We start from the raw sequence: 20314 nt of genomic DNA, 5'->3' as shown, positions 1-20314 counted from the left end.
GTGATCGTCCGACGCCGTCCCGCTCGCGCCTCCCGTCCGAACCGCGAGCCGTCGGTCCGATCTGGACCGTTCCTCGCATTTGGACCGCGTCTAAATCTTGCTCTGAATCAAAAATTCCTGCGGCGTTTCCACCGCAGGGACCGCATGTCGCAGATCTTGGACGGCAGGTCGAACTTCACGGGTTCGACGCCGCCTCGCCGGCACCGGAGGACCGGCCTCAGCCGCGCGGCCCGAACAGGATGATCGCCGCGCCGAGGAGCGCGACGCCGGCTCCGCCGACGTCCCAGCGATCCGGCCGCACCCCTTCCGCGCCCCACAGCCAGAAGAGCGAGGCGCAGATGTAGATGCCGCCATAGGCGGCATAGGCCCGCCCCGCCGCCTCGGCGTCGACCCGGGTGAGGAGCCAGGCGAAGAGCGCCAGCGCCACCATCCCCGGAGCGAGCCACAGGACCGACCGGCCGAGCCTCAGCCACGCCCAGAAGGCGAAGCAGCCGGCGATCTCCGCGGCCGCCGCCAGGACATAGAGGCCGATCGCGCCCATGCTCTCCTTCCTCAGGCGGTCAGCGCCGCCTTGACCAGACCCGAGGCCTTGCCGAAGTCCATCGTGCCGGTGAACCGCTCCTTGAGCGCGGCCATGACGCGGCCCATGTCCTTCGGGCCGGCGGCGCCGAGTTCGGCGACCACCGCCGCGATCGCCGCCTTGGCCTCCGCCTCTTCCATCTGGCGCGGCATGAATTCGCGGATGACGGCGATCTCCTCGCGCTCCTTGGCGGCGAGTTCGGGACGGCCGCCGTCGTCGTAGAGCTTGGCGGAATCCTCGCGGCTCTTGACCAGCTTGGAGAGCAGTTCACCGATCGCCGCGTCCGAGATGCCCTCGCCGCCGCCCTCGGTGCGCGCCGCGATGTCCTTGTCCTTGATCGCCGAGGTCATCATCCGGAGCGTCGACAGCCGCGCCTTGTCGCCCGCCTTCATCGCCGCCTTCACCGCGGCGTTCAGTTCCTCGCGCATCGTCCACTCCTCGTTCTCGGACCGTCGTCTCGGCCTTACGGGCCGTTCGGCGCCCTCCATAGCCCATTCCGGCGGTGGATACGATGGGCGCGACCCTGCCCCGCAGTTGACCGCCTCCGGGCTTCCCCCTATATCCGCGCGAACGAGCGGGCGACGACCTTCGCGGGGTCGGACGTCGCGCGCCCGGACGAGCCCTCCCTCCGAGGCCGTCCGAGCGACCCGCGAGAGCGCCCACGCGCGACCCCCTTTCGGGATGAACGACATGACCGACGACGTCTGGGCCGAACAGAAGCCGACCGCCCTCCTGGTGTTGGCCGACGGCACCGTCATCGAGGGCGTCGGCCTCGGCGCCACCGGCACGGCGGTGGGCGAGGTCTGCTTCAACACCGCCATCACCGGCTACCAGGAGATCCTCACCGATCCCTCCTACGCCGGCCAGATCATCACCTTCACCTTCCCCCACATCGGCAACATCGGCGTCAACGACGAGGACATCGAGACCGTCAACATGGCCTCGTCCTCGGGCGTGCGCGGCTGCGTACTGAAGGCGCCGATCACCTCGCCGTCGAACTGGCGCGCCTCGCGCGATCTCGACGCCTGGCTGAAGGCCCGCGGCATCGTCGGCATCTCCGGCATCGACACCCGCGCGCTCACCGCCCTCATCCGCGACAAGGGCATGCCCAACGCGGTGATCGCCCATTCGCCCGACGGCGTCTTCGATCTTCCCGCGCTGAAGGCCGAGGCGGCCGCGTGGCCGGGTCTCGAGGGCATGGATCTGGTGCCGATGGTCACCTCCGCCCAGTCCTTCGTCTGGGACGAGACCACCTGGGAACTGGGCAAGGGCTACGGCCGCCAGACCGACCCGAAGCTCCACGTGGTCGCCCTCGACTTCGGCGTCAAGCGCAACATCCTGCGCCTCCTCGCCGATGCCGGTTGCAAGGTCACCGTGCTGCCGGCGACCGCGACCGCCGACGAGGTGCTGGCGCTTTCGCCCGACGGCGTGTTCCTGTCGAACGGCCCCGGCGACCCCGCCGCCACCGGCGTCTACGCGGTCCCGACCATCCAGGGCGTGATCGCCTCGGGCGTGCCGACCTTCGGCATCTGCCTCGGCCACCAGATGCTGGCGCTGGCGCTCGGCGCCAAGACCATGAAGATGCATCAGGGCCACCACGGCGCCAACCATCCGGTCAAGGACTTCACCACCGACAAGGTCGAGATCACCTCGATGAACCACGGCTTCGCGGTCGATCGCGACACGCTGCCGGCGGGCGTCGTCGAGACCCACGTCTCGCTCTTCGACGGCTCGAACTGCGGCATCGCGGTCGAGGGCAAGCCGATCTTCTCGGTGCAGTACCACCCGGAGGCCTCGCCCGGCCCCCGCGACAGTCACTATCTCTTCACGCGCTTCATGAACCTGATCCGCGAGAAGAAGGGCGAGCCGGTCCTGCCCGAGCGGGCCTGAGGCGAGCCGCGAAGGCTCCGAAGAGACGCGGTCGACGGCCGGATCTCCCCGAGATCCGGCCGTTTCGCATCATCGAACCCCCTCCAGCGCCTCGCGCAGAAACGCCCAGACGCGCGGATCGCCCGACTGGGCGACGTTGAAGCGCAGGAAGCGGCCGGCCGAGAGCGACGGCGAGAAGACGTTGCCCGGCGCGAAGACGATCCCCGCCGCCGCCGCGCGTTTCGAGATCTCGCCCGCCTCGACCCCCTCGGGCAGTTCCGCCCAGACGAAGATCCCCTCCTCCGCCCCGCTCCGGGGCACGAGACCGACCCGCTCGAGCGAGCGCACCACCCGCCCGCGCGCCTCGGCGATGCGCCGGCGCAGGCCCTCGACGTGGCGGCGATAGCTGCCGTCGGCGAGGAGACGGTGGATCACCTGCGCCGCCAGATCGTCGTTGGTGAAGGAGGTCGCGAGCTTCGCTTCCGTCAGATCCTCGATCAGCTCCGGCCGCGCCGCGATCCAGCCGAGCCGAATGGCCGACGACAGCGTCTTGGAGAAGGACCCGACGTGGACCACCCGCGTCAGCCCGTCGAGCGCCGCCATCCGGGGCGACGGCCGCCCCTCGAAATCGGCGAAGACGTCGTCCTCGATCACCGCGAAATCGTAACGCCCCGCGAGATTGAGCAGCCGATGCGCCGTCGCCGGACCGATCCGCCCGCCGGTCGGATTGTGCGGACCGGAATTGGTCAGATAGAGCTTCGGCCGGAGCGCCGCCGCCTCGCGCTCGAAGACCTCGAGATCGGGCCCGTCGGGATGGAAGGGAATGCCGACCACCCGCGCCCGATGCAGCTTCAGCTTGGCGCGGAAGTTGTAGTAGCAGGGATCGTCGACGAAGACCGTGTCGCCCGGCTCGACGAGCCGCCGCAACACCAGATCGACCGCCGCCGAGGCCCCCGCCGTCAGCAACACCCGTGACGGTTCGACCGCGATGCCGCGTTCGCCGAGCCGGATCGCGATCTGACGGCGCAGCCCCGCATGGCCGAGCGGAGGACCGTAGTCGACGAGGCGGGCGGCGGGATCGCGCGCGACCGCCCGGAGCGCCCGGCGGATCCCCGCCTCCTCCAGCCATTCGCTCGGCAGCCAGCCACAGCCGGGTTTCGGCACCGACGGGTCGAGTTCGAGCGACTGCCGCATCACCCAGGACGGATCGATGTCGCGATCGACGACCGGCCCCGGCTCGACCGGAAGCCGCGGCGCCGCCGCCACGGTGAAACCCGAGCCCGGCCGCGACACCGCGCGCCCTGCCGCCACCAGCCGGTCGTAGGCCTCCACCACCGTCGATTTCGAAAGGCCCTGCGCCTCGGCGAAGCGCCGGATCGACGGCAGCCGCGCGCCGGGCGTCAGCCGCCGCTCGTCGATCGCCCGCTCGACCGCCGCCACCACGGCCGCGACCAGCGTCGAATGTCCGTCTCTGTCGATGGCGATGTCCATGGACCGTCCTGCCGAATGTATCGGTACGGTTCGAACGACCGTACCGTGACCGTACCTCGATCCTCTCGGCGCGTCACGCCATTCTGCGACCCGCCGCGAAGGGCGGCGACAAGCGGAGAGACGGGATGGACGGACGCCGGGCGGGGCTGATCGACGGATTGATCGGCGTGACGATGTTTTCCGGATCGCTGGTGGCGACCCGTTTCGCGGTGATCGACCTCGATCCTCTGTTCTCGACCCATGCCCGCGCCGTCGGCGCCGCGCTCTTCGCCGGCCTCGCCCTCGCCGTCGCGCCGAGGCCGCTGCCGCGCCCGCGCGAATTCGTCGCCCTCGCCGTCGTCGCGGCGACGGTGGTGGTCGGCTTCCCGCTCTTCTCGGCGCTGGCGCTGCGCGAGATCGGCGCCGGCCGGGCGACGCTCTTCATCGGCCTGCTGCCACTCTTCACCGCCGCCTTCGCCATCGCCCGGGGCGCCACCGCGCCGCGCCCGGCCTTCTGGCTCTTCGCCGCCGCCGGCAGCGCCGTGGTCGCGACCTACGCGCTCTCCGGCTCGCTCGCCGGCACGCTCCGGGGCGACGGCTTCATCGTCGCGGCGGTCGTCTCGGCCGGCCTCGGCTATGCCGAGGGCGCGCGGCTCTCGACCCGGCTCGGCGGCTGGCGGGTGATCTCCTGGGCCGTGCTCCTCGCCCTGCCCTGGGCGCTCGTCGGCGTCGTCAGAGAATGGCCCGACTGGAGCCGCGTCGCCCCCTCGGCGATGGGCGGCCTCGCCTATACGGCGGCGATCAGCCAGTGGCTCGGCTTCGTCTTCTGGTATCGCGGCCTCGAGCGCGGCGGCGTCGCGGCGGTGTCGCAGCTGCAACTGCTCCAGCCCTTCCTCGGCCTGATCCTGGCGGGACTGTTGCTCGGCGAGACGATCGGCCTCGGCCTGATCGCCGCCACCGTCGCCGTGGTCGTCTGCATCGTCGGCGCGCGCATGGCGGCGGCGCGGCCGAGACCGGCGCGCCCCGCCCCCCTCACAGAGTCGTCGCCTTGAACGTGTCGCAGGAGCCGAGCCGCCCGCTGTCGAAGCCGGCCTTGAACCACCGCTGCCGCTGCGCCGACGAGCCGTGGGTGAAACTGTCGGGCACGACGTAGCCGCGCATGGTCTTCTGGATCGAATCGTCGCCGATCCGGCTGGCGGCGTTGAGCGCCTCGTCGATGTCGCCCGGCTCGATGAAGTCGCGCTCCTTCTGGGCGAAATGGGCCCACACCCCGGCGAAACAGTCGGCCTGGAGCTCGACCTTGACCGAGGCGCGGTTCGCCTCCCGCTCGCTCATCCGCGCCCGCGCCTGATTGAAGGCCGGGAGGATGCCGAGCTGATTCTGGATGTGATGACCGATCTCGTGGGCGATCACATAGGCCTGGGCGAAGTCGCCGGGGGCGCGGAAGCGCGTCTTCAGTTCGTCGTAGAAGGCGAGGTCGATGTAGACCTTGCGATCGGCCGGGCAATAGAACGGTCCGGTCGCCGCGCTCGCCTGCCCGCAGGGGCTGCGCGTCGCGCCGGAGAAGAGGACGAGCTTCGGCTCCTCGTAGCGCAGGCCGGCGGCGCGCGGCACGAGATCGCCCGCCTGCGCCGGCAGGATCTCCCTCCAGCGATCCTCGGTGTCGCCGAGCACCACCGCGACGAATCGGGTGAGATCGTCGCGCCGCGCCGGCGACGTCCGGCTCGGCTGCGCCGTCTGATAGGACGAGGACGACTGTCCCGGCCCGACCGGCATCCCCGAGAGCAGGGTCAGCGGATTGATGCCGAGCACCCAGGCGATGATCAGCATCACCACGATCGTGCCGAGGCCGCCACCGCCGAGATTGATCGGCAACCCGCCGAACCCGCCGCCGGAATAGCCGCCGCCCGAGCCGGTGTCGTCGCCGCCGAAGCCGCCGTCGTCGCGCCGGTCCTCGATGTTGCTGCTCTCGCGATGACCATCCCAGCGCATCTCGGCCACTCCTCGGTCGACGGCCCGTCCGCCTCGGGCATCCCGCCGCATCTATACCCTGCGGACGGGGCGCCGCGAAAGAGACCGCGCCCATCCCCGCTCGACGAACGGCGACGGCGGCGGACGAGGCCCGCCGCCGTCGATTCTCTCCGTTCGAGCCGGTGTCACGCGGTCCTGAGCTCGCGCATCAGGCGATCGACCTGGGTCTGCAGCAACTCGGTGTCGCCCCGCAGCCGCCGCGCCGCCTCGGCCACGTCCTGCGACTTGCCGTCGGAGGCGGTCGCGTTGGCCATCAGCCGTTCCATGTCGGCGGCGAGCCCGCCGACGGCGGCGAAGGTGCCGGTGATCGCCTGCGAGATCTCCGCGACGGCGGCGTTCTGCTGGTCGAGCGTGCCGGCGATCGACGAGGAGATGGTGTTGACCCGCTCGATGCTGGCGCCGACCGATCCGGTCGCCGCCACCGCCTCCTGCGTCGCCTGCTGGATCACGGTGATCCGGCGCGAGATCTCCTCGGTCGCCTTGGAGGTCTGCCCGGCCAGGACCTTGACCTCGGAGGCGACCACCGCGAAGCCCTTGCCGGCCTCGCCCGCGCGCGCCGCCTCGATCGTGGCGTTGAGGGCGAGGAGATTGGTCTGCGACGCGATCTCCTCGATCAGCGCCACCACCTTGCCGATCTCCGAGGAGGCCGTGTCGAGACCGTGGATCACCTCGGTCGCATGGACCATGTCGCGCACCGCGCCGCCGGTCAGTTCCGCCGCGTGATCGACCTGGGCGACGATCTCCGAGATCGAGGCGGAAAGCTCCTCCGCCGCGCTCGACACCGCCTGGACGTTCTCCCGCGCCGTGCGGCCGGCCGAGGCGCTCTTCTCCGCCTGGACGCGGGTGTCCGCCGCCATCGCCGAGAGATCGCGCGCCGCCGATTCGAAGCCCGCGACGGTCACGTCCATGCCGCCGGCGGTCTTCTTGACGCTGCCGTCGAATTCGTTCGCCATCCCGGCGAGCACCTCCTGGCGGCGGTGTTCCTCGTCGAGGATGCGCTTCTGCTCGGCCGCCGCCTCCGCCGCGAGACGCCGGCGCAGGAGATCGCGGAAGGCGACCACCGAGCGGGCAATCAGCCCGATCTCGTCGCGCCGCGCTGCGCCGGCGACCTCGGCGTCGAGATCGCCGCCGACGAGCCGGTCCATCGACCCGGTGAGCCGCGACAACGGACGCGATATGCTGCGCGTCACCGCCCAGGCCGCCGCCGCCAGCGCCCCCAGCGCGAGCAGGGTCGCGCCGATCAGACTGCGCGAGCTCGCCGCCAGCGCCGCGTCCATGTCGGGCACGTGGAAGCCGGTGCCGAGCATCCAGTTCCAACCGGAAATCCCCTGAGCGTAGGAGAGTTTGACGCTCGCTTCCGTGTCGCCCGGCTTGACCCAGTCGTAGACGTAGAGGCCGCCGCCGGCGCGCGCGAGAGCGATCAGATCGCGGACGATGAAGCGCCCGCTCTTGTCCTTCATGTCGATCAGGCTCTTGCCCTCGAGTTCGGGCTTGCCCGGCAGGAGGATGTTGTTGCCCTGCATGTCGTAGACGAAGAAGTAGTTGCCGTCGGCGCCGAAGCGCACCGGCCGCAGCGCCGCCTTGGCGGCCGCCTGCGCCTCCGCCTCGCTCATCTCCCCCTTCGCCGCCCGCGCGCGGAAGCCCTCGATGATGGTCGCCGCCGTCTCCACCTGATGATGCAGCTCCTGCGCCTTCTGCTCGCGCAAGGACGAGCTCAGATCGAGATAGCCCAGGACACCGACGCCGGAGACCGCCACGACCGCCAGGACGACGACCGCCGCGACACGGAAGGAAATCGCGTGAAAGTTGAACATCGACAGGCTCCCCTGCGCGAGGCGGGGACCGCGACGCGCCCGATACGGCGTCACGATCGGCCTCCGGGGTAAACAAAGCGTTGTTTCCGCATATGTTCCGTGGCGTCCGATCGTCACCGGCGGTGGATGCGACGTCCCCGACCGACGCTTCCCCTTCCCCGCGCCCGTCTTTTCCCCTATAACCCCGCCCGGTCTGGACGAATTTCCGACTTACCCGGTACACGAACCGGCGCGAGACGCTCCCATAGCGATCGCGTCGGCATGGTCGCGAGCACGCATGCCCAAGAGAACCGACATCCAGAGTATCCTCGTCATCGGCGCCGGCCCGATCGTCATCGGGCAGGCCTGCGAGTTCGACTATTCCGGCACCCAGGCCTGCAAGGCGCTGAAGGCCGAGGGCTACCGGATCATTCTGGTCAACTCCAATCCGGCGACGATCATGACCGACCCGGATCTGGCTCACGCCACCTATGTCGAGCCGATCACGCCGGAGGTGGTCGCCAAGATCATCGAGAAGGAGCGCCCCGACGCGCTGCTCCCGACCATGGGCGGCCAGACCGCGCTCAACTGCGCGCTGTCGCTGCGCAAGATGGGCATCCTGGACAAGTTCGGCGTCGAGATGATCGGCGCCACCGCCGACGCCATCGACAAGGCCGAGGATCGCGAGCGCTTCCGCGAGGCGATGACCAAGATCGGCCTCGACACGCCGAAGTCGATCCTCGCCCATTCGCTCGCCGAGGCGCTGCCGGCGCTCGACGAGATCGGCCTGCCCGCCATCATCCGCCCGTCCTTCACGCTCGGCGGCACCGGCGGCGGCATCGCCTACAACCGCGAGGAATTCATCGACATCGTCGAGCGCGGCGTCGACGCCTCCCCGACCAACGAGGTCCTGATCGAGGAATCGGTGCTCGGCTGGAAGGAATACGAGATGGAGGTCGTCCGCGATCGCGCGGACAACTGCATCATCGTCTGCTCGATCGAGAACGTCGATCCGATGGGCGTCCACACCGGCGATTCGATCACCATCGCCCCGGCGCTGACGCTGACCGACAAGGAATACCAGATCATGCGCGACGCCTCGCTGGCGGTTCTGCGCGAGATCGGCGTCGAGACCGGCGGCTCCAACGTCCAGTTCGCCATCGATCCGGCGACCGGCCGCATGATCGTCATCGAGATGAACCCGCGCGTGTCGCGCTCCTCGGCGCTGGCCTCCAAGGCGACCGGCTTCCCGATCGCCAAGGTCGCGGCGCGCCTCGCCGTCGGCTACACGCTCGACGAACTGGCGAACGACATCACCGGCGGCGCCACCCCGGCCTCGTTCGAGCCGACCATCGACTACGTCGTCACCAAGATCCCGCGCTTCGCCTTCGAGAAGTTCCCCGGCGCCGAGCCGACGCTGACCACCGCGATGAAGTCGGTCGGCGAGGTCATGGCGATCGGCCGCACCTTCCAGGAGAGCCTCCAGAAGGCCCTGCGCGGTCTCGAGACGGGCCTGACCGGCCTCAACGAGATCGAGATCCCCGGCCTCGGCCAGGGCGACGACAAGAACGCCATCCGCGCCGTCCTCGGCACGCCGACCCCCGATCGCCTGCGCGCCGTCGCCCAGGCCATGCGCCTCGGCGTCTCCAACGAGCAGATCCACGCCTCCTGCAAGATCGACCCCTGGTTCCTCGAGCAGTTCCGCGAGATCGTCGACACCGAGGCCAAGGTCCGCGAGCACGGCCTGCCGAAGACCGCGGGAGCCTTGCGCGCCCTCAAGGCGATGGGCTTCTCCGACGCCCGTCTCGCCGAACTCGCCGGCACCACCGAGGCCGACGTGAAGGCGCTCCGCGCCACGCTCGCCGTGCGCCCGGTCTTCAAGCGCATCGACACCTGCGCCGCCGAATTCGCGGCGCCGACCGCCTACATGTACTCGACCTACGAGACCCCCTTCGCCGGCACCCTCGCCGACGAGGCGCGTCCGAGCGCGGCGAACAAGATCGTCATCCTCGGCGGCGGACCGAACCGCATCGGCCAGGGCATCGAGTTCGACTACTGCTGCTGTCACGCCGCCTTCGCGCTCTCCGACGCCGGCTTCGAGACCATCATGGTCAACTGCAACCCGGAGACCGTCTCCACCGACTACGACACCTCCGACCGGCTCTATTTCGAGCCGCTGACGGCGGAAGACGTGCTGGAGATCCTCGAGACGGAGAAGCAGAACGGCACGCTGAAGGGCGTCATCGTCCAGTTCGGCGGCCAGACCCCGCTCAAGCTCGCCGACGCGCTGGAGAAGGCCGGGATCCCGATCCTCGGCACCTCGCCCGACGCCATCGACCTCGCCGAGGACCGCGACCGCTTCAAGCGCCTGCTCGACAAGCTCGCCCTGCGCCAGCCCGAAAACGGCATCGCCTATTCGATCGAACAGGCGCGCCTCGTCGCGGAGAGCCTCGGCTTCCCGCTGGTGGTGCGCCCGTCCTACGTGCTCGGCGGCCGCGCCATGGAGATCGTGCGCGACGACGCCGGCTTCGACGCCTATCTGCACGGCACCCTGCCCGGCATGGTGCCCGCCGACGTCAAGGCGCGCTATCCGAACGACAAGACCGGCCAGATCAACATGGTGCTGGGCAAATCCCCGCTCCTCTTCGACCGCTACCTCTCCGGCGCGATCGAGGTCGACGTCGACGCGCTCTGCGACGGAAAGGACGTCTACATCGCCGGCATCATGGAACACATCGAGGAAGCCGGCATCCACTCCGGCGATTCGGCCTGTTCGCTGCCGACGCACTCGCTGAAGCGCGAGGTCGTCGCCGAAATCGAGCGTCAGACCCGCGAACTGGCGCTGGCCCTCGACGTCGGCGGCCTGATGAACGTGCAGTATGCGGTTCAGAACGACGTGGTCTTCATCCTCGAGGTGAACCCGCGCGCCTCGCGCACGGTGCCCTTCGTCGCCAAGACCATCGGCGAGCCGGTCGCCAAGATCGCCTCCCGCATCATGGCCGGCGAGAGCCTCTCCTCCTTCGGCCTGAAGCCGAAGAGCCTCAAGCACATCGCGGTCAAGGAGGCGGTCTTCCCCTTCGCCCGCTTCCCCGGCGTCGACACCGTGCTCGGCCCGGAAATGAAGTCGACCGGCGAGGTGATCGGCCTCGACTACGACTACGCGATGGCCTTCGCCAAGTCGCAGCTCGGCTCCGGCACCCGCGTGCCGACCGAGGGCACCGTCTTCATCTCGGTGCGCGACGAGGACAAGGACCGCATCCTCGCCTCGGTGCGCGCGCTGGTGGCGACCGGCTTCAAGGTGATCGCCACCTCCGGCACCCAGCGCTACTTCGTCGAGCACGACGTGCCCGCCACCAAGATCAACAAGGTCCTGGAGGGTCGGCCGCACATCGTCGATGCGATCAAGAACGGCGGCGTCCAGCTGGTGATCAACACCACCGAGGGAGCCCAGGCGCTCGCCGACAGCCGGTCTTTGCGCCGTGCTGCCCTCTTGCACAAAGTGCCGTACTATACGACCCTCGCCGGTGCGGTCGCAGCCGCCGAAGCGATCGTCGCCTATGCCGGCGGCGAGCTGCAGGTTCGACCGCTCCAGGCCTATTTCACGGACGCCGCGTGATCGCGCCCGAGGCGCGTCGAGCGACGTGACACATCCCCGCGCGAGGCTTCGGCCGAGACGCGGGACCGACGACGACACACGGCTCCCGTCGCGAGGACGTGAGCCGTGTTCGTTCACCGTTCGACGCTCGGCGATACCGGGCGCATGAGGAAGGGTCGAGACCCATGGAGAAGATTCCGATGACCGCGGGCGGCCATGCCGCTCTCGAAACCGAGCTGAAGCAACGTCAGCAGGTCGAGCGCCCGCGCATCATCCAGGCCATCTCGGAAGCGCGCGCCCACGGCGACCTTTCGGAAAATGCCGAATATCATTCCGCCAAGGAACAGCAGAGCCACAACGAGGGCCGGATCGCGGAGCTCGAGGACAAGCTCGGCCGCGCCGAGATCATCGACGTGTCCAAGCTCACCGGCACCAAGATCAAGTTCGGCGCCACGGTGACCCTCATCGACGAGGACACCGAGGAGGAGAAGAAGTACCAGATCGTCGGCGACATGGAGGCCGACGTGAAGCAGGGCAAGATCTCGATCTCCTCGCCGATCGCACGCGCGCTCATCGGCAAGGACATCGGCGACACCGTCGAGGTGATCTCGCCCGGCGGCGCCCGCTCCTACGAGGTGATGGCGGTTCGCTACGCCTGAGCCGCGCCTCGCCCGACCATCGATCGAACGGCGCCCTCGCGGGCGCCGTTTTCGCGTTCGGTGGCGGACACGAAAAATCCCGCCCGACGCCGCAGGTTCATGCCCCACGGCCCTTCGTTCGGCTTCACCCCGAGGCGCACGGTCGCAAGACCGTGCCTCGAAGGGCGAAGCCACGACGGGCCGTGCCTCTCGGCCCTTCCCCCTTCGAGCGAGCTCACGCTCGCACCTCGGGATGAAGCGCCTCCGCTCGAAGCCGAATGGAACGATCTCGAGCGGCCGGGATCACCGCTCCCAGCCGACCGCGAGCCAGCGCCAGAACGTCTCCTGCGCCTTGGCGAGCGCGGCGACGAACCCGTGCGCCCCGTCGCGGAACCCCTGTTTCAAGAGATAGTGGCGCAGGAACGCCCATGTCGCCCTGAGGAGCGCGGTGGCGAGCCCGCCGCGCTTGCCGCGCGCGCGCCGCTCGGCGGCCGAGGCGAGCGCATAGCGCCGGCCCTTGTCGAGCACCTCGTCGATCGAGCGGTAGGAATGGTGGACCATGTCGGCGGAGAGATCGCCGACCGCCCCCTCGACCACCAGCCGTTCGTGGACCCGATCGGGCGTGAACCGTGCCGCGTCGCGCCGCGCCAGCCTGAGGACCCGGTCGGGATACCAGCCGCCGTGGAGAAGAAACCGGCCGAGGAACGTCGAGCGCCGGTTGATCCGAAAGCCCGTCTCGGCCCCGCCGCGGGCGATCGCCGCCCGGATCTCCGCCGCGAGATCGGCCGGGATCCGCTCGTCGGCGTCGATCGACAACACCCAGTCGCCGGTCGCCCGGTCGAGCGCGCGCTGCTTTTGCGGTCCGAACCCGGGCCAGTCCGCCGTTACGCTCACCCGCGCGCCGGCCCCCTCGGCGATCGCCACGGTGGCGTCGGTCGAACCGGAATCGACCACCACGATCTCGTCGCAGAAGGCGAGCGAGGCGAGGCAGTCGGGCAGATCCGCCGCCTCGTCGCGGGTGATCAGGATCGCGGAGAGACGCGGCTCGCTCATGGGGCCCACCGATCGATCGAGGCGAGGACGCGGTCCGCCCCCATGGTGGCGTGACAGGCGAGAACGGCCGCGCCCGGCGTCAACCGGCAGGTCCTCTGCCGGCACGGCGCGCAGGCCGCCTCGGAGGCGATCACCTCCGTCGCCCGCCCCATCGGCCCGGTCAGTCCCGGCACCGTCGAGGAGAAGAGCGCCACCGTCGGCAGGCCGAAGGCGGCGGCGAGATGGGTGAGCCCGGTATCGACCCCGACGGCGCCGCGCGCCCGGCCGAGCCGATCCGCCAGGGTGCCGAGCCGGGTCTTCGGCAGATGGACGACCCCGGGCACGGCCGCCGCGATCGCCTCGGCCACCGTCGCCTCGACCGGGTCGGCATGGGTGACGACCGGCACCAGCCCGCGCGCGACCAGCCCCCGCGCCAGATCGATCCAGGCGCCGGTCGGCCAGCGCTTGGTCGGCCAGGTCGTGCCGTGCAGGAGAAAGACCTCGTCGCTGCCGGGACCCTCGCGCTCGAGGCCGGAGGCGAACTGGTCGAGATCCGGCTCATAGCCGAACACCGCCCCGAACAGCCGTCGCGTCCGGTCGATCGCGTGGCCCTCGCGGGCGATGGTGTGGCCGCGCGCATAGACGAGGCTCGCCGGCCATTCGCGCACGCTGCGCTTGTCGAAGCCCTCGATCGGCCGGCGCGCGAAACGGGCGAGCCATGCGCTCTTGATCAGCCCCTGCGCGTCGAGGACGAGATCGTAGGTCTCGAGCCGCAAGGCCCGCCGGACACCGGAGATCTCCGCCCGCGTCTCGGCCCGGAGGATCCCCTTGCGCCAGCGCCGGACCGCCACCGGGATCACCTTGCGCACCCCCGGATGGAGCCGCGCCACCTCGACGAAACTCTCCTCGACCAGCCAGTCGATGATCAGATCCGGCCGCTTGGCCAGCGCCTCGGTCACCGCCGGGAAGGTGTGGATCACGTCGCCCATCGACGAGGTCTTGACCAGCAACGCCTTCATCGACCCGCCTTCCCCGTCACCCGCTCCGCCGCCGCCGCGACGAGGCCGGGCTCGAGCTTCTCCAGGCAGTCGAGATGGCCGAGCGGGCAGACCTTCTCGTGACAGGGCGAACAGGAGAGCCCGAGCGTGACGATCTCCGCGCGCGGCGAGAGCGGCGGCGTGTTCGCCGCCGAGGTCGAGCCGTAGACCGCCACCACCGGCGTGCCGACCGCCGCGGCCACGTGCATCAGACCGCTGTCGTTGCAGACCGCGAGCCGCGCCACCGAGAGGAGATCGATCGCATCCTCGAGTCGGGTCTGGCCGGTCAGATCGATCACGCCCGGCGCCAGCGCGACGATCTCCGCCCCGACCTCGGCGTCCTTGGGGCTGCCGAGCAGGATCACCCGGTCGCCCGCCGCCATCCGCGCGACCGCCAACGCCGCATAGTGGCGCGACGGCCAGCGCTTCGCCGGCCCATATTCCGCCCCCGGCATGAGGGCGACGTAGCCCCCCACCGCGAGCCCATGCGCGGCGAGCAGCCGATCGCGATTGGCGGTATCGACCGTGAGCCTCGGATCCGGGCGCGGCCCGTCGACCTCGGCGAGCCGGAAATAGGTGTCGGCGGTCTTGCGCTTCAGCGCCTTCGGCAGCGCCGGCATGCGGGTGAGGAGCCCGTAGCGCATCTCCTTCCGATAACCGATCCGGACCGGCACCCGCGCGAAGAACGGCACCAGCGCCGATTTCCAACTCCCCGGCAGCACATAGGCCGCGTCGTATCGCCCGGCGAGATCCCGCCCGAGCCGCCAACGCGCGCCGAGCCCGAATTCCTTCGGACGAAAGGGCGCATCGATCCGCCGCCGCACCTCCGGCATCCGGTCGAGGAGCGGCGTCGCCCAGCTCGGCGCCACCACGTCGATCGCCACGTCGGGCTCGCGCGCCTTCAGCGCCGAAAACAGGCACTGGGCCATCACCATGTCGCCGACCCAGCGTGGGCCGATCACGAGGATCGCGCGCGGAGCCATTCGACATACTCCCGAACGCCGGTCTCCACGTCGCGGAAGGCGCCGTTGTAGCCGGCCGCGCGCAGTTTCGACATGTCCGCCTGGGTGAAGCTCTGATAGCGCCCCTTGAGATGGTCGGGGAAGTCGATGAACTCGATTCGGCCCTGCCCGAGCCCGGCGATCACCCCCTCGGCGACCGTCTTGAACGGCTGCGAGCGCCCGGTGCCGCAGTTGAAGATGCCCGAGGCGCCCTTGTGCCAGCACCACAGATTGACCGCCGCCACGTCCTCGACATGGACGAAGTCGCGACTCTGCTCGCCCGGCCCGTAGCCCTCCCAGGCGCCGAAGAGCTTGGGGTTCTCGCCGCGCTTCACCTGGTTGAAGAGGTGGAAGGCGACCGAGGCCATGGTGCCCTTGTGGCCCTCGCGCGGTCCGTAGACGTTGAAGTAGCGAAGCCCCACCACCGGCGGGTCGCCCTCGCGATGATTGCGGCGCAGATAGTCGTCGAAGAGCTTCTTCGACCAGCCGTAGACGTTGAGCGGCGCCTCGAATTCATACTCTTCGCGGAACGTCGTCCCGCCGCCGTAGACGGCCGCCGAGGAGGCGTAGAGGAAGGGGATCTTGCGGGTCTTGCAATAGTGATAGAGCGCTTTGGTGTAGTCGTAGTTGACCTTCATCATGAAGCGCCCGTCCCACTCGGTGGTGGCCGAGCAGGCGCCCTGATGGAAGATCACCTCGATCCCCATCTCCTCGCCGGCGAGGATGCGGGCGAGGAAATCGTCCTTGTCCTGATAATCGGCGATGCGCGCCTCGACGAGATTGGCGAATTTGGTGCCGTCGGTGAGGTCGTCGACCACCAGAATGTCGTCGCGGCCCTCGCCGTTGAGCGCCATCACCAGATTGGCGCCGATCATTCCGGCCCCGCCCGTCACCACGATCATCGAACGTCTCCCGTTCCGGCCGCGCTCTCGCGAAGAGCTCCCTCTCTAGATCAAGGCCGCCGCGAGGTCCACCGCGCCCTCCACCCCGCCTCGCCTTGCCCCGAGGGGGCGCATTCGCTAAGAACCGTTCGCAGCCGCGGGCCTTCCCCCGCCGAACCGCTCGGGATACGATGGCGACGCCCCCCCTCACCGCTGTGTTCACCGCCGCCGGACGGCGACGGATCGCGCATCGCGTGCAATATTGGGGACTGGTGGCGATCGCCCGCCTGCTCGGCCTCCTCGGCGTCGACCGCGCTTCCGCCTTCATGGGGTGGGCTTGGCGCACCTTCGCGCCGCTGAACCAGCGCCACGCCCGCGTCCACGGCCATCTCGCCGCCGCCTTCCCCGAGATGGACCGCGCCACCCGGCGCCGTATCGTCCGCGACATGTGGGAGAACCTCGGCCGCACCGCCGCCGAGACCATCCTCCTGCCCGATCTCCTGAAGGAGCCGGAGCGGATCACCTGGGATCATCTCCCGCCCGACACGTTCGAGAAGGCGCGCGGCGGCGCGATCTTCGTCTCGCTCCACACCGGCAATTGGGAACTGGTGTCGGTGCCCCTCGCCGCCGCCGGCCTCGACCTGCGCGCCGTCTACAAGCCCTTGCGCAATCCGGCGGTCGAGGAATGGCTGGCCGAGCGCCGCCGCGCCCTCTATGCCGGCGGCCTGATGGCGCTCGACCGCACCATCGCGGTCAAGCTGAAGTCGCTCGCCAAATCCGGGGCGACGCTGGCGATCCTGGCCGATCTCAAGGACCCGACCGGGATCACCCTCGACTTCTTCGGCCGCCCCGCCGCCGCCACGCCCTTCCCGGCGCTGCTCGCCCGTCGGCTCGGCCTGCCGCTCTTCGTCGGCCGCTCGATCCGCACCCACGGCGCCCATTTTCGGCTCGACGGCCGCTGGCTCGAGGTGCCCCGCACCGACGATGCGGGCGCCGACGTCGAGAGCCTGACCCGCTCCATCCACGCCGTCTTCGAGGAATGGATCCGCGAACATCCCGAACAATGGATGTGGGCGCATCGTAAATGGTTGTGAAACGGTCGTTTTCTTCTCACGGGGGGTTGGGGAATCCCCACCCCTTGGACTATATGATGAGGTGAAACCCGCTTTCTCGGAATGGGATGGACATCCGATGCCCCAGCATCACGCCCGCGTTCTCGTCATCGGCTCCGGCCCGGCCGGCTATACCGCCGCCATCTATGCCGCCCGCGCCATGTTGGAGCCGGTGCTGATCGCCGGCATCCAGATCGGCGGCCAGCTGACGGTCACCACCGAGGTCGAGAACTACCCCGGCTTCGCCGAGCCGATCCAGGGCCCGTGGCTGGTGGAACAGATGCGCCTCCAGGCCGAGCACTGCGGCACGAAATTCCTCTCCGACACGGTGGTGAAGGCCGACCTCTCGGCGAAGCCCTTCACCCTGACGCTCGACGGTGGCGACACCTGGACCTGCGACGTGCTGATCATCGCCACCGGCGCCCAGGCGAAATGGCTCGGCATCCCCTCGGAGGAGAAGTTCCGCGGCTTCGGCGTCTCGGCCTGCGCCACCTGCGACGGGTTCTTCTATCGCGGCAAGGAAGTGGTCGTGGTCGGCGGCGGCAACTCGGCCGTCGAGGAGGCGCTCTATCTGACCAACCACGCCTCCAAGGTGACGGTGGTCCACCGCCGCGAGGGCTTCCGCGCCGAACGCATCCTCCAGAACCGCCTGTTCGAGAACCCGAAGATCGAGGTGATCTGGAACGCGGCCGTCGACGAGGTGCTGGGCGCGGGCGGCATGCCGCCGTCGGTGACCGGCGTGCGTCTGAAGGACACCGTGACCGGCGCCCTGCGCGAGATCCCCTGCGACGGCCTCTTCGTGGCGATCGGCCACAAACCGGCGGTCGAACTCTTCGAGGGGCAACTCAAACTGAAGCCGTCCGGCTATCTCTGGGTCGAGCCCGGCACGTCGCGCACCTCGATCCCCGGCGTCTTCGCCGCCGGTGACGTCGCCGACGACGTGTTCCGTCAGGCCGTCACCGCCGCCGGAATGGGCTGCATGGCCGCGCTCGAGGCCGAAAAATATCTGGCCGGACACGGCGCCTGAGCGGCGCCGACCGGACCCGCGCGGAGGACAGGCCGCGACGGACGACAGACACTTGGGGGGAAGCATCCGTGGATTGGGACAAGCTGAGGATCTTTCACGCCGCCGCCGACGCGGGGTCCTTCACCCACGCGGGTGAATTCCTCGAGATGAGCCAGTCGGCGGTGAGCCGTCAGGTCTCCGCCCTCGAGCAGGATCTCGGCGTGCCGCTGTTTCATCGCCATGCCCGTGGCCTGATCCTGACCGAGCAGGGCGAGCTCCTGTTCCGCACCGCCCGCGAGGTGATGCTGAAGCTCGAGCAGGCCCGCTCCCGCCTCGTCGAGACCCGCGAGAAGCCGACCGGCACGCTGCGCGTCACCACGACGGTCGGCCTCGGCACCTCCTGGCTGACCTCGCGGATCCACGAATTCGTCGACCTCTATCCGGAGGTGGAGCTGGAGCTGATCCTCGACGATCAGGAACTCGACCTCGCCATGCGCGAGGCCGACGTCGCGCTGCGCGTGCGTCAGCCGGTGCAGCCGGATCTGATCCAGCGCAAGCTCTTCGCCATCCACTATCATCTCTACGCCTCGTCGGCCTACATCAAGCGCCACGGCAATCCGGAGACGATCGAGGAACTCGACAATCACCGCATCATCACCTTCGGCTCCTCGGCCCCGGTCTATCTGCGCGACATGAACTGGCTGGAGACCGCCGGCCGGCCGCTCAACACGCCGCGCCGGCCCTGCCTCAAGATCAATTCGGTTCTGGCGATCAAGCGCGCCGTCCAGCGCGGCGTCGGCGTCGCCCTGTTGCCCGATTATCTGATCGACGGCAATTCCGATCTGATCCAGCTGATCCCCGAGGCCGACGTCCCGGCCTTCGACTGCTACTTCGTCTACCCCGAGGAGATGCGCAACACCGCCCGCGTCAAGGTGTTTCGCGACTTCCTGATCTCCAAGGCGGAGCGCTGGACGTTCTGATCCGGCCGAATGTGGCTTCCACTCACCTGGAGCGGAAGCCCGACACGCGCCCCGAGGGGCCCTCCGGCCATTTCGAGCGGAGGTCCTTCACACCGAGGCGCGAGCGGAGCGAGCCTCCAAGTGCGAAGGGCCGGGTGTCACGGCCGTCGCGGCCATCCACCCTTCGAGGCCCGACCTGCGGCCGGGTACCTCGGGGTGAAGCCCTGCGCGAGCGAGGCGTCACGGCCCACCCGGAGCGGCCCACCCGCTCACATGTAGAGCCGCTCCTTCTCGAGCCCCTGATAGAGCCCGGCGACCTCGGCCTCGTAGCCGTTGAAGAGCCGCGTCGGGATCATCTCCTCGGTGCCGATCCGCCGCTCGTTCGCCTGCGACCAGCGCGGATGGGCGACCTTGGGGTTCACATTGGCCCAGAAGCCGTATTCGTCCGGCCCCAGCGCCTCCCAGAAGGTCTGCGGACGCTTCGCCACGAAGGAGAAGCGGACGATCGACTTGGCCGACTTGAACCCGTATTTCCACGGCACCGCCAGCCGGATCGGCGCGCCGTTCTGGGTCGGCATCGGCTTGCCGTAGAGGCCGACGGCGAGGAAGGCGAGATCGTTCCTCGCCTCGGCGAGCGTCAGCCCCTCCACATAGGGCCAGGGATATTGCGGCGCGCTCTGATAGGGCGCGACCTTGGGGTTCATGAAGCTCTCCATCAGGAGATATTTGGCCTCGGCCTTCGGCGCCGCGAGCTTCACCAGCTCCGCCACGGGGAAGCCGGTCCACGGCACCACCATCGACCACGCCTCGACGCAGCGATGCCGATAGATCCGCTCCTCGAGCGAGACCTTCTTCAGGAGATCGTCGATGTCGAGCGTGAGCGGCTTCTCCACCAGCCCGTCGATGGTGATCGTCCACGGCGTCGTCGGCAGCTTCTTGGAGGCCGCCACGATGTTCTTGGAGAGGCCGAATTCGTAGAAATTGTTGTAGCTCGTCGCCGCCTTTTCGGCGGTTTGCGTGTCGCCCTGCCCGAAGGCCGGATTGGCCTTCGCCGGCAACAGGCCTTCGACCGCCGCCGCCCGCGCCCCGCGCGGCAGACCGACCAGCCCCGCCGCCAGCCCGCCGGCGGCGAAGCCGAGCAGGCGCCGCCGCTCCAGGAACACCGCCTCCGGTGTCACTTCCGCCTCGGAAATCTCCCAGGATCGCCGTCCGAACCGCATCGGTCTCGCCTCCGTTGGTGCCTCGTGACCACACTACGGAACGTGGAGCAGATTCGTTTCATGGAAACGACTCACGGCCGATAGCAACCG

Annotated in this window: 16 protein-coding genes and 1 pseudogene; 7 read left to right on the top strand and 10 right to left on the bottom strand. The window is 69.4% G+C overall.

What is annotated here, in order from left to right:
* Window positions 1–217: 217 nt before the first annotated feature.
* Together J3S89_RS14005 and J3S89_RS14000 are read right to left on the bottom strand one after the other, a co-directional pair.
* Entirely contained in the window at window positions 218–541 is a 324-nt protein-coding gene (locus J3S89_RS14005; RefSeq protein WP_217928242.1) for a YnfA family protein, read from the bottom strand.
* Window positions 542–552: 11 nt separating this feature from the next.
* Complete coding sequence (locus J3S89_RS14000) at window positions 553–1008, bottom strand: GatB/YqeY domain-containing protein (RefSeq protein WP_217928240.1); 456 nt, start codon at window positions 1006–1008, stop codon at window positions 553–555.
* Between the two features lie 253 nt (window positions 1009–1261).
* Between J3S89_RS14000 and carA the strand changes: the two genes are divergently transcribed.
* Window positions 1262–2470: a glutamine-hydrolyzing carbamoyl-phosphate synthase small subunit gene (carA, locus tag J3S89_RS13995; RefSeq protein WP_217928239.1), complete on the top strand. Its 1209-nt coding sequence runs from the start codon at window positions 1262–1264 to the stop codon at window positions 2468–2470.
* Between the two features lie 69 nt (window positions 2471–2539).
* Here the strand turns inward: carA and J3S89_RS13990 are convergent, their stop codons facing one another.
* Complete coding sequence (locus J3S89_RS13990; protein WP_217928238.1) at window positions 2540–3940, bottom strand: aminotransferase-like domain-containing protein; 1401 nt, start codon at window positions 3938–3940, stop codon at window positions 2540–2542.
* A gap of 125 nt (window positions 3941–4065) precedes the next feature.
* Between J3S89_RS13990 and J3S89_RS13985 the strand changes: the two genes are divergently transcribed.
* Window positions 4066–4971 (top strand): DMT family transporter, encoded by a 906-nt coding sequence (locus tag J3S89_RS13985; protein ID WP_217928237.1) that lies wholly within the window; start codon window positions 4066–4068, stop codon window positions 4969–4971.
* Here the strand turns inward: J3S89_RS13985 and ypfJ are convergent.
* Both ypfJ and J3S89_RS13975 read right to left on the bottom strand, forming a co-directional pair.
* A complete protein-coding gene (ypfJ, locus tag J3S89_RS13980; protein ID WP_217928236.1) occupies window positions 4952–5911 on the bottom strand; it encodes a KPN_02809 family neutral zinc metallopeptidase in 960 nt (319 codons plus the stop codon). The two genes, J3S89_RS13985 and ypfJ, sit on opposite strands and share 20 nt — an antisense overlap.
* Window positions 5912–6075: 164 nt before the next feature.
* A pseudogene (locus tag J3S89_RS13975) lies at window positions 6076–7650 on the bottom strand (methyl-accepting chemotaxis protein); the annotation flags it as partial.
* A gap of 391 nt (window positions 7651–8041) precedes the next feature.
* On the opposite strand from J3S89_RS13975, the gene carB reads away from it, so the two are divergent.
* Both carB and greA read left to right on the top strand, forming a co-directional pair.
* Window positions 8042–11359, top strand: a complete 3318-nt coding sequence (carB, locus tag J3S89_RS13970) for a carbamoyl-phosphate synthase large subunit (protein WP_217928234.1) — start codon at window positions 8042–8044, stop codon at window positions 11357–11359.
* A 164-nt stretch (window positions 11360–11523) separates the two neighbouring features.
* Window positions 11524–11997, top strand: coding sequence for a transcription elongation factor GreA (gene greA, locus J3S89_RS13965; RefSeq protein ID WP_217928233.1), 474 nt, complete (start codon window positions 11524–11526; stop codon window positions 11995–11997).
* Window positions 11998–12279: 282 nt separating this feature from the next.
* Here greA and J3S89_RS13960 read toward each other — a convergent pair whose 3' ends face one another.
* The 4 genes from J3S89_RS13960 to rfaD are packed head-to-tail and all read right to left on the bottom strand — an operon-like array spanning window position 12280 to window position 15948.
* Window positions 12280–13029: a glycosyltransferase family 2 protein gene (locus J3S89_RS13960; RefSeq protein WP_217928232.1), complete on the bottom strand. Its 750-nt coding sequence runs from the start codon at window positions 13027–13029 to the stop codon at window positions 12280–12282.
* Window positions 13026–14027, bottom strand: a complete 1002-nt coding sequence (waaC, locus tag J3S89_RS13955) for a lipopolysaccharide heptosyltransferase I (RefSeq protein ID WP_217928230.1) — start codon at window positions 14025–14027, stop codon at window positions 13026–13028. Before waaC ends, J3S89_RS13960 begins: the two co-directional genes overlap by 4 nt.
* A complete protein-coding gene (gene waaF, locus J3S89_RS13950) occupies window positions 14024–15028 on the bottom strand; it encodes a lipopolysaccharide heptosyltransferase II (RefSeq protein ID WP_217928228.1) in 1005 nt (334 codons plus the stop codon). The genes waaC and waaF overlap by 4 nt, the downstream gene beginning before the upstream one ends.
* The gene (rfaD, locus tag J3S89_RS13945) at window positions 15004–15948 is read right to left on the bottom strand and encodes an ADP-glyceromanno-heptose 6-epimerase (protein ID WP_217928226.1); all 945 of its coding nucleotides are present in this window, start codon (window positions 15946–15948) and stop codon (window positions 15004–15006) included. The genes waaF and rfaD overlap by 25 nt, the downstream gene beginning before the upstream one ends.
* Before the next feature lie 170 nt (window positions 15949–16118).
* Between rfaD and J3S89_RS13940 the strand changes: the two genes are divergently transcribed.
* The 3 genes from J3S89_RS13940 to J3S89_RS13930 all read left to right on the top strand — a co-directional run bounded on the left by J3S89_RS13940 (window position 16119) and on the right by J3S89_RS13930 (window position 19025).
* A complete protein-coding gene (locus J3S89_RS13940) occupies window positions 16119–17021 on the top strand; it encodes a lysophospholipid acyltransferase family protein (RefSeq protein WP_217928224.1) in 903 nt (300 codons plus the stop codon).
* A gap of 97 nt (window positions 17022–17118) precedes the next feature.
* The gene (trxB, locus tag J3S89_RS13935; RefSeq protein ID WP_217928222.1) at window positions 17119–18066 is read left to right on the top strand and encodes a thioredoxin-disulfide reductase; all 948 of its coding nucleotides are present in this window, start codon (window positions 17119–17121) and stop codon (window positions 18064–18066) included.
* A gap of 68 nt (window positions 18067–18134) precedes the next feature.
* Window positions 18135–19025 carry a LysR family transcriptional regulator gene (locus J3S89_RS13930; protein ID WP_217928220.1) on the top strand — a complete coding sequence of 297 codons (891 nt, stop codon included), beginning with the start codon at window positions 18135–18137 and terminating at the stop codon, window positions 19023–19025.
* Window positions 19026–19273: 248 nt separating this feature from the next.
* Here the strand turns inward: J3S89_RS13930 and msrP are convergent, their stop codons facing one another.
* Window positions 19274–20224 carry a protein-methionine-sulfoxide reductase catalytic subunit MsrP gene (gene msrP, locus J3S89_RS13925; protein WP_217928218.1) on the bottom strand — a complete coding sequence of 317 codons (951 nt, stop codon included), beginning with the start codon at window positions 20222–20224 and terminating at the stop codon, window positions 19274–19276.
* Window positions 20225–20314 lie beyond the last annotated feature (90 nt).

This window comes from Pinisolibacter aquiterrae (genome assembly GCF_019160155.1).
Classification (GTDB): domain Bacteria; phylum Pseudomonadota; class Alphaproteobacteria; order Rhizobiales; family Ancalomicrobiaceae; genus Pinisolibacter; species Pinisolibacter aquiterrae.
Note: the sequence above shows the minus strand (reverse complement) of the source record. Positions and strands in the feature narration are given on the sequence as shown.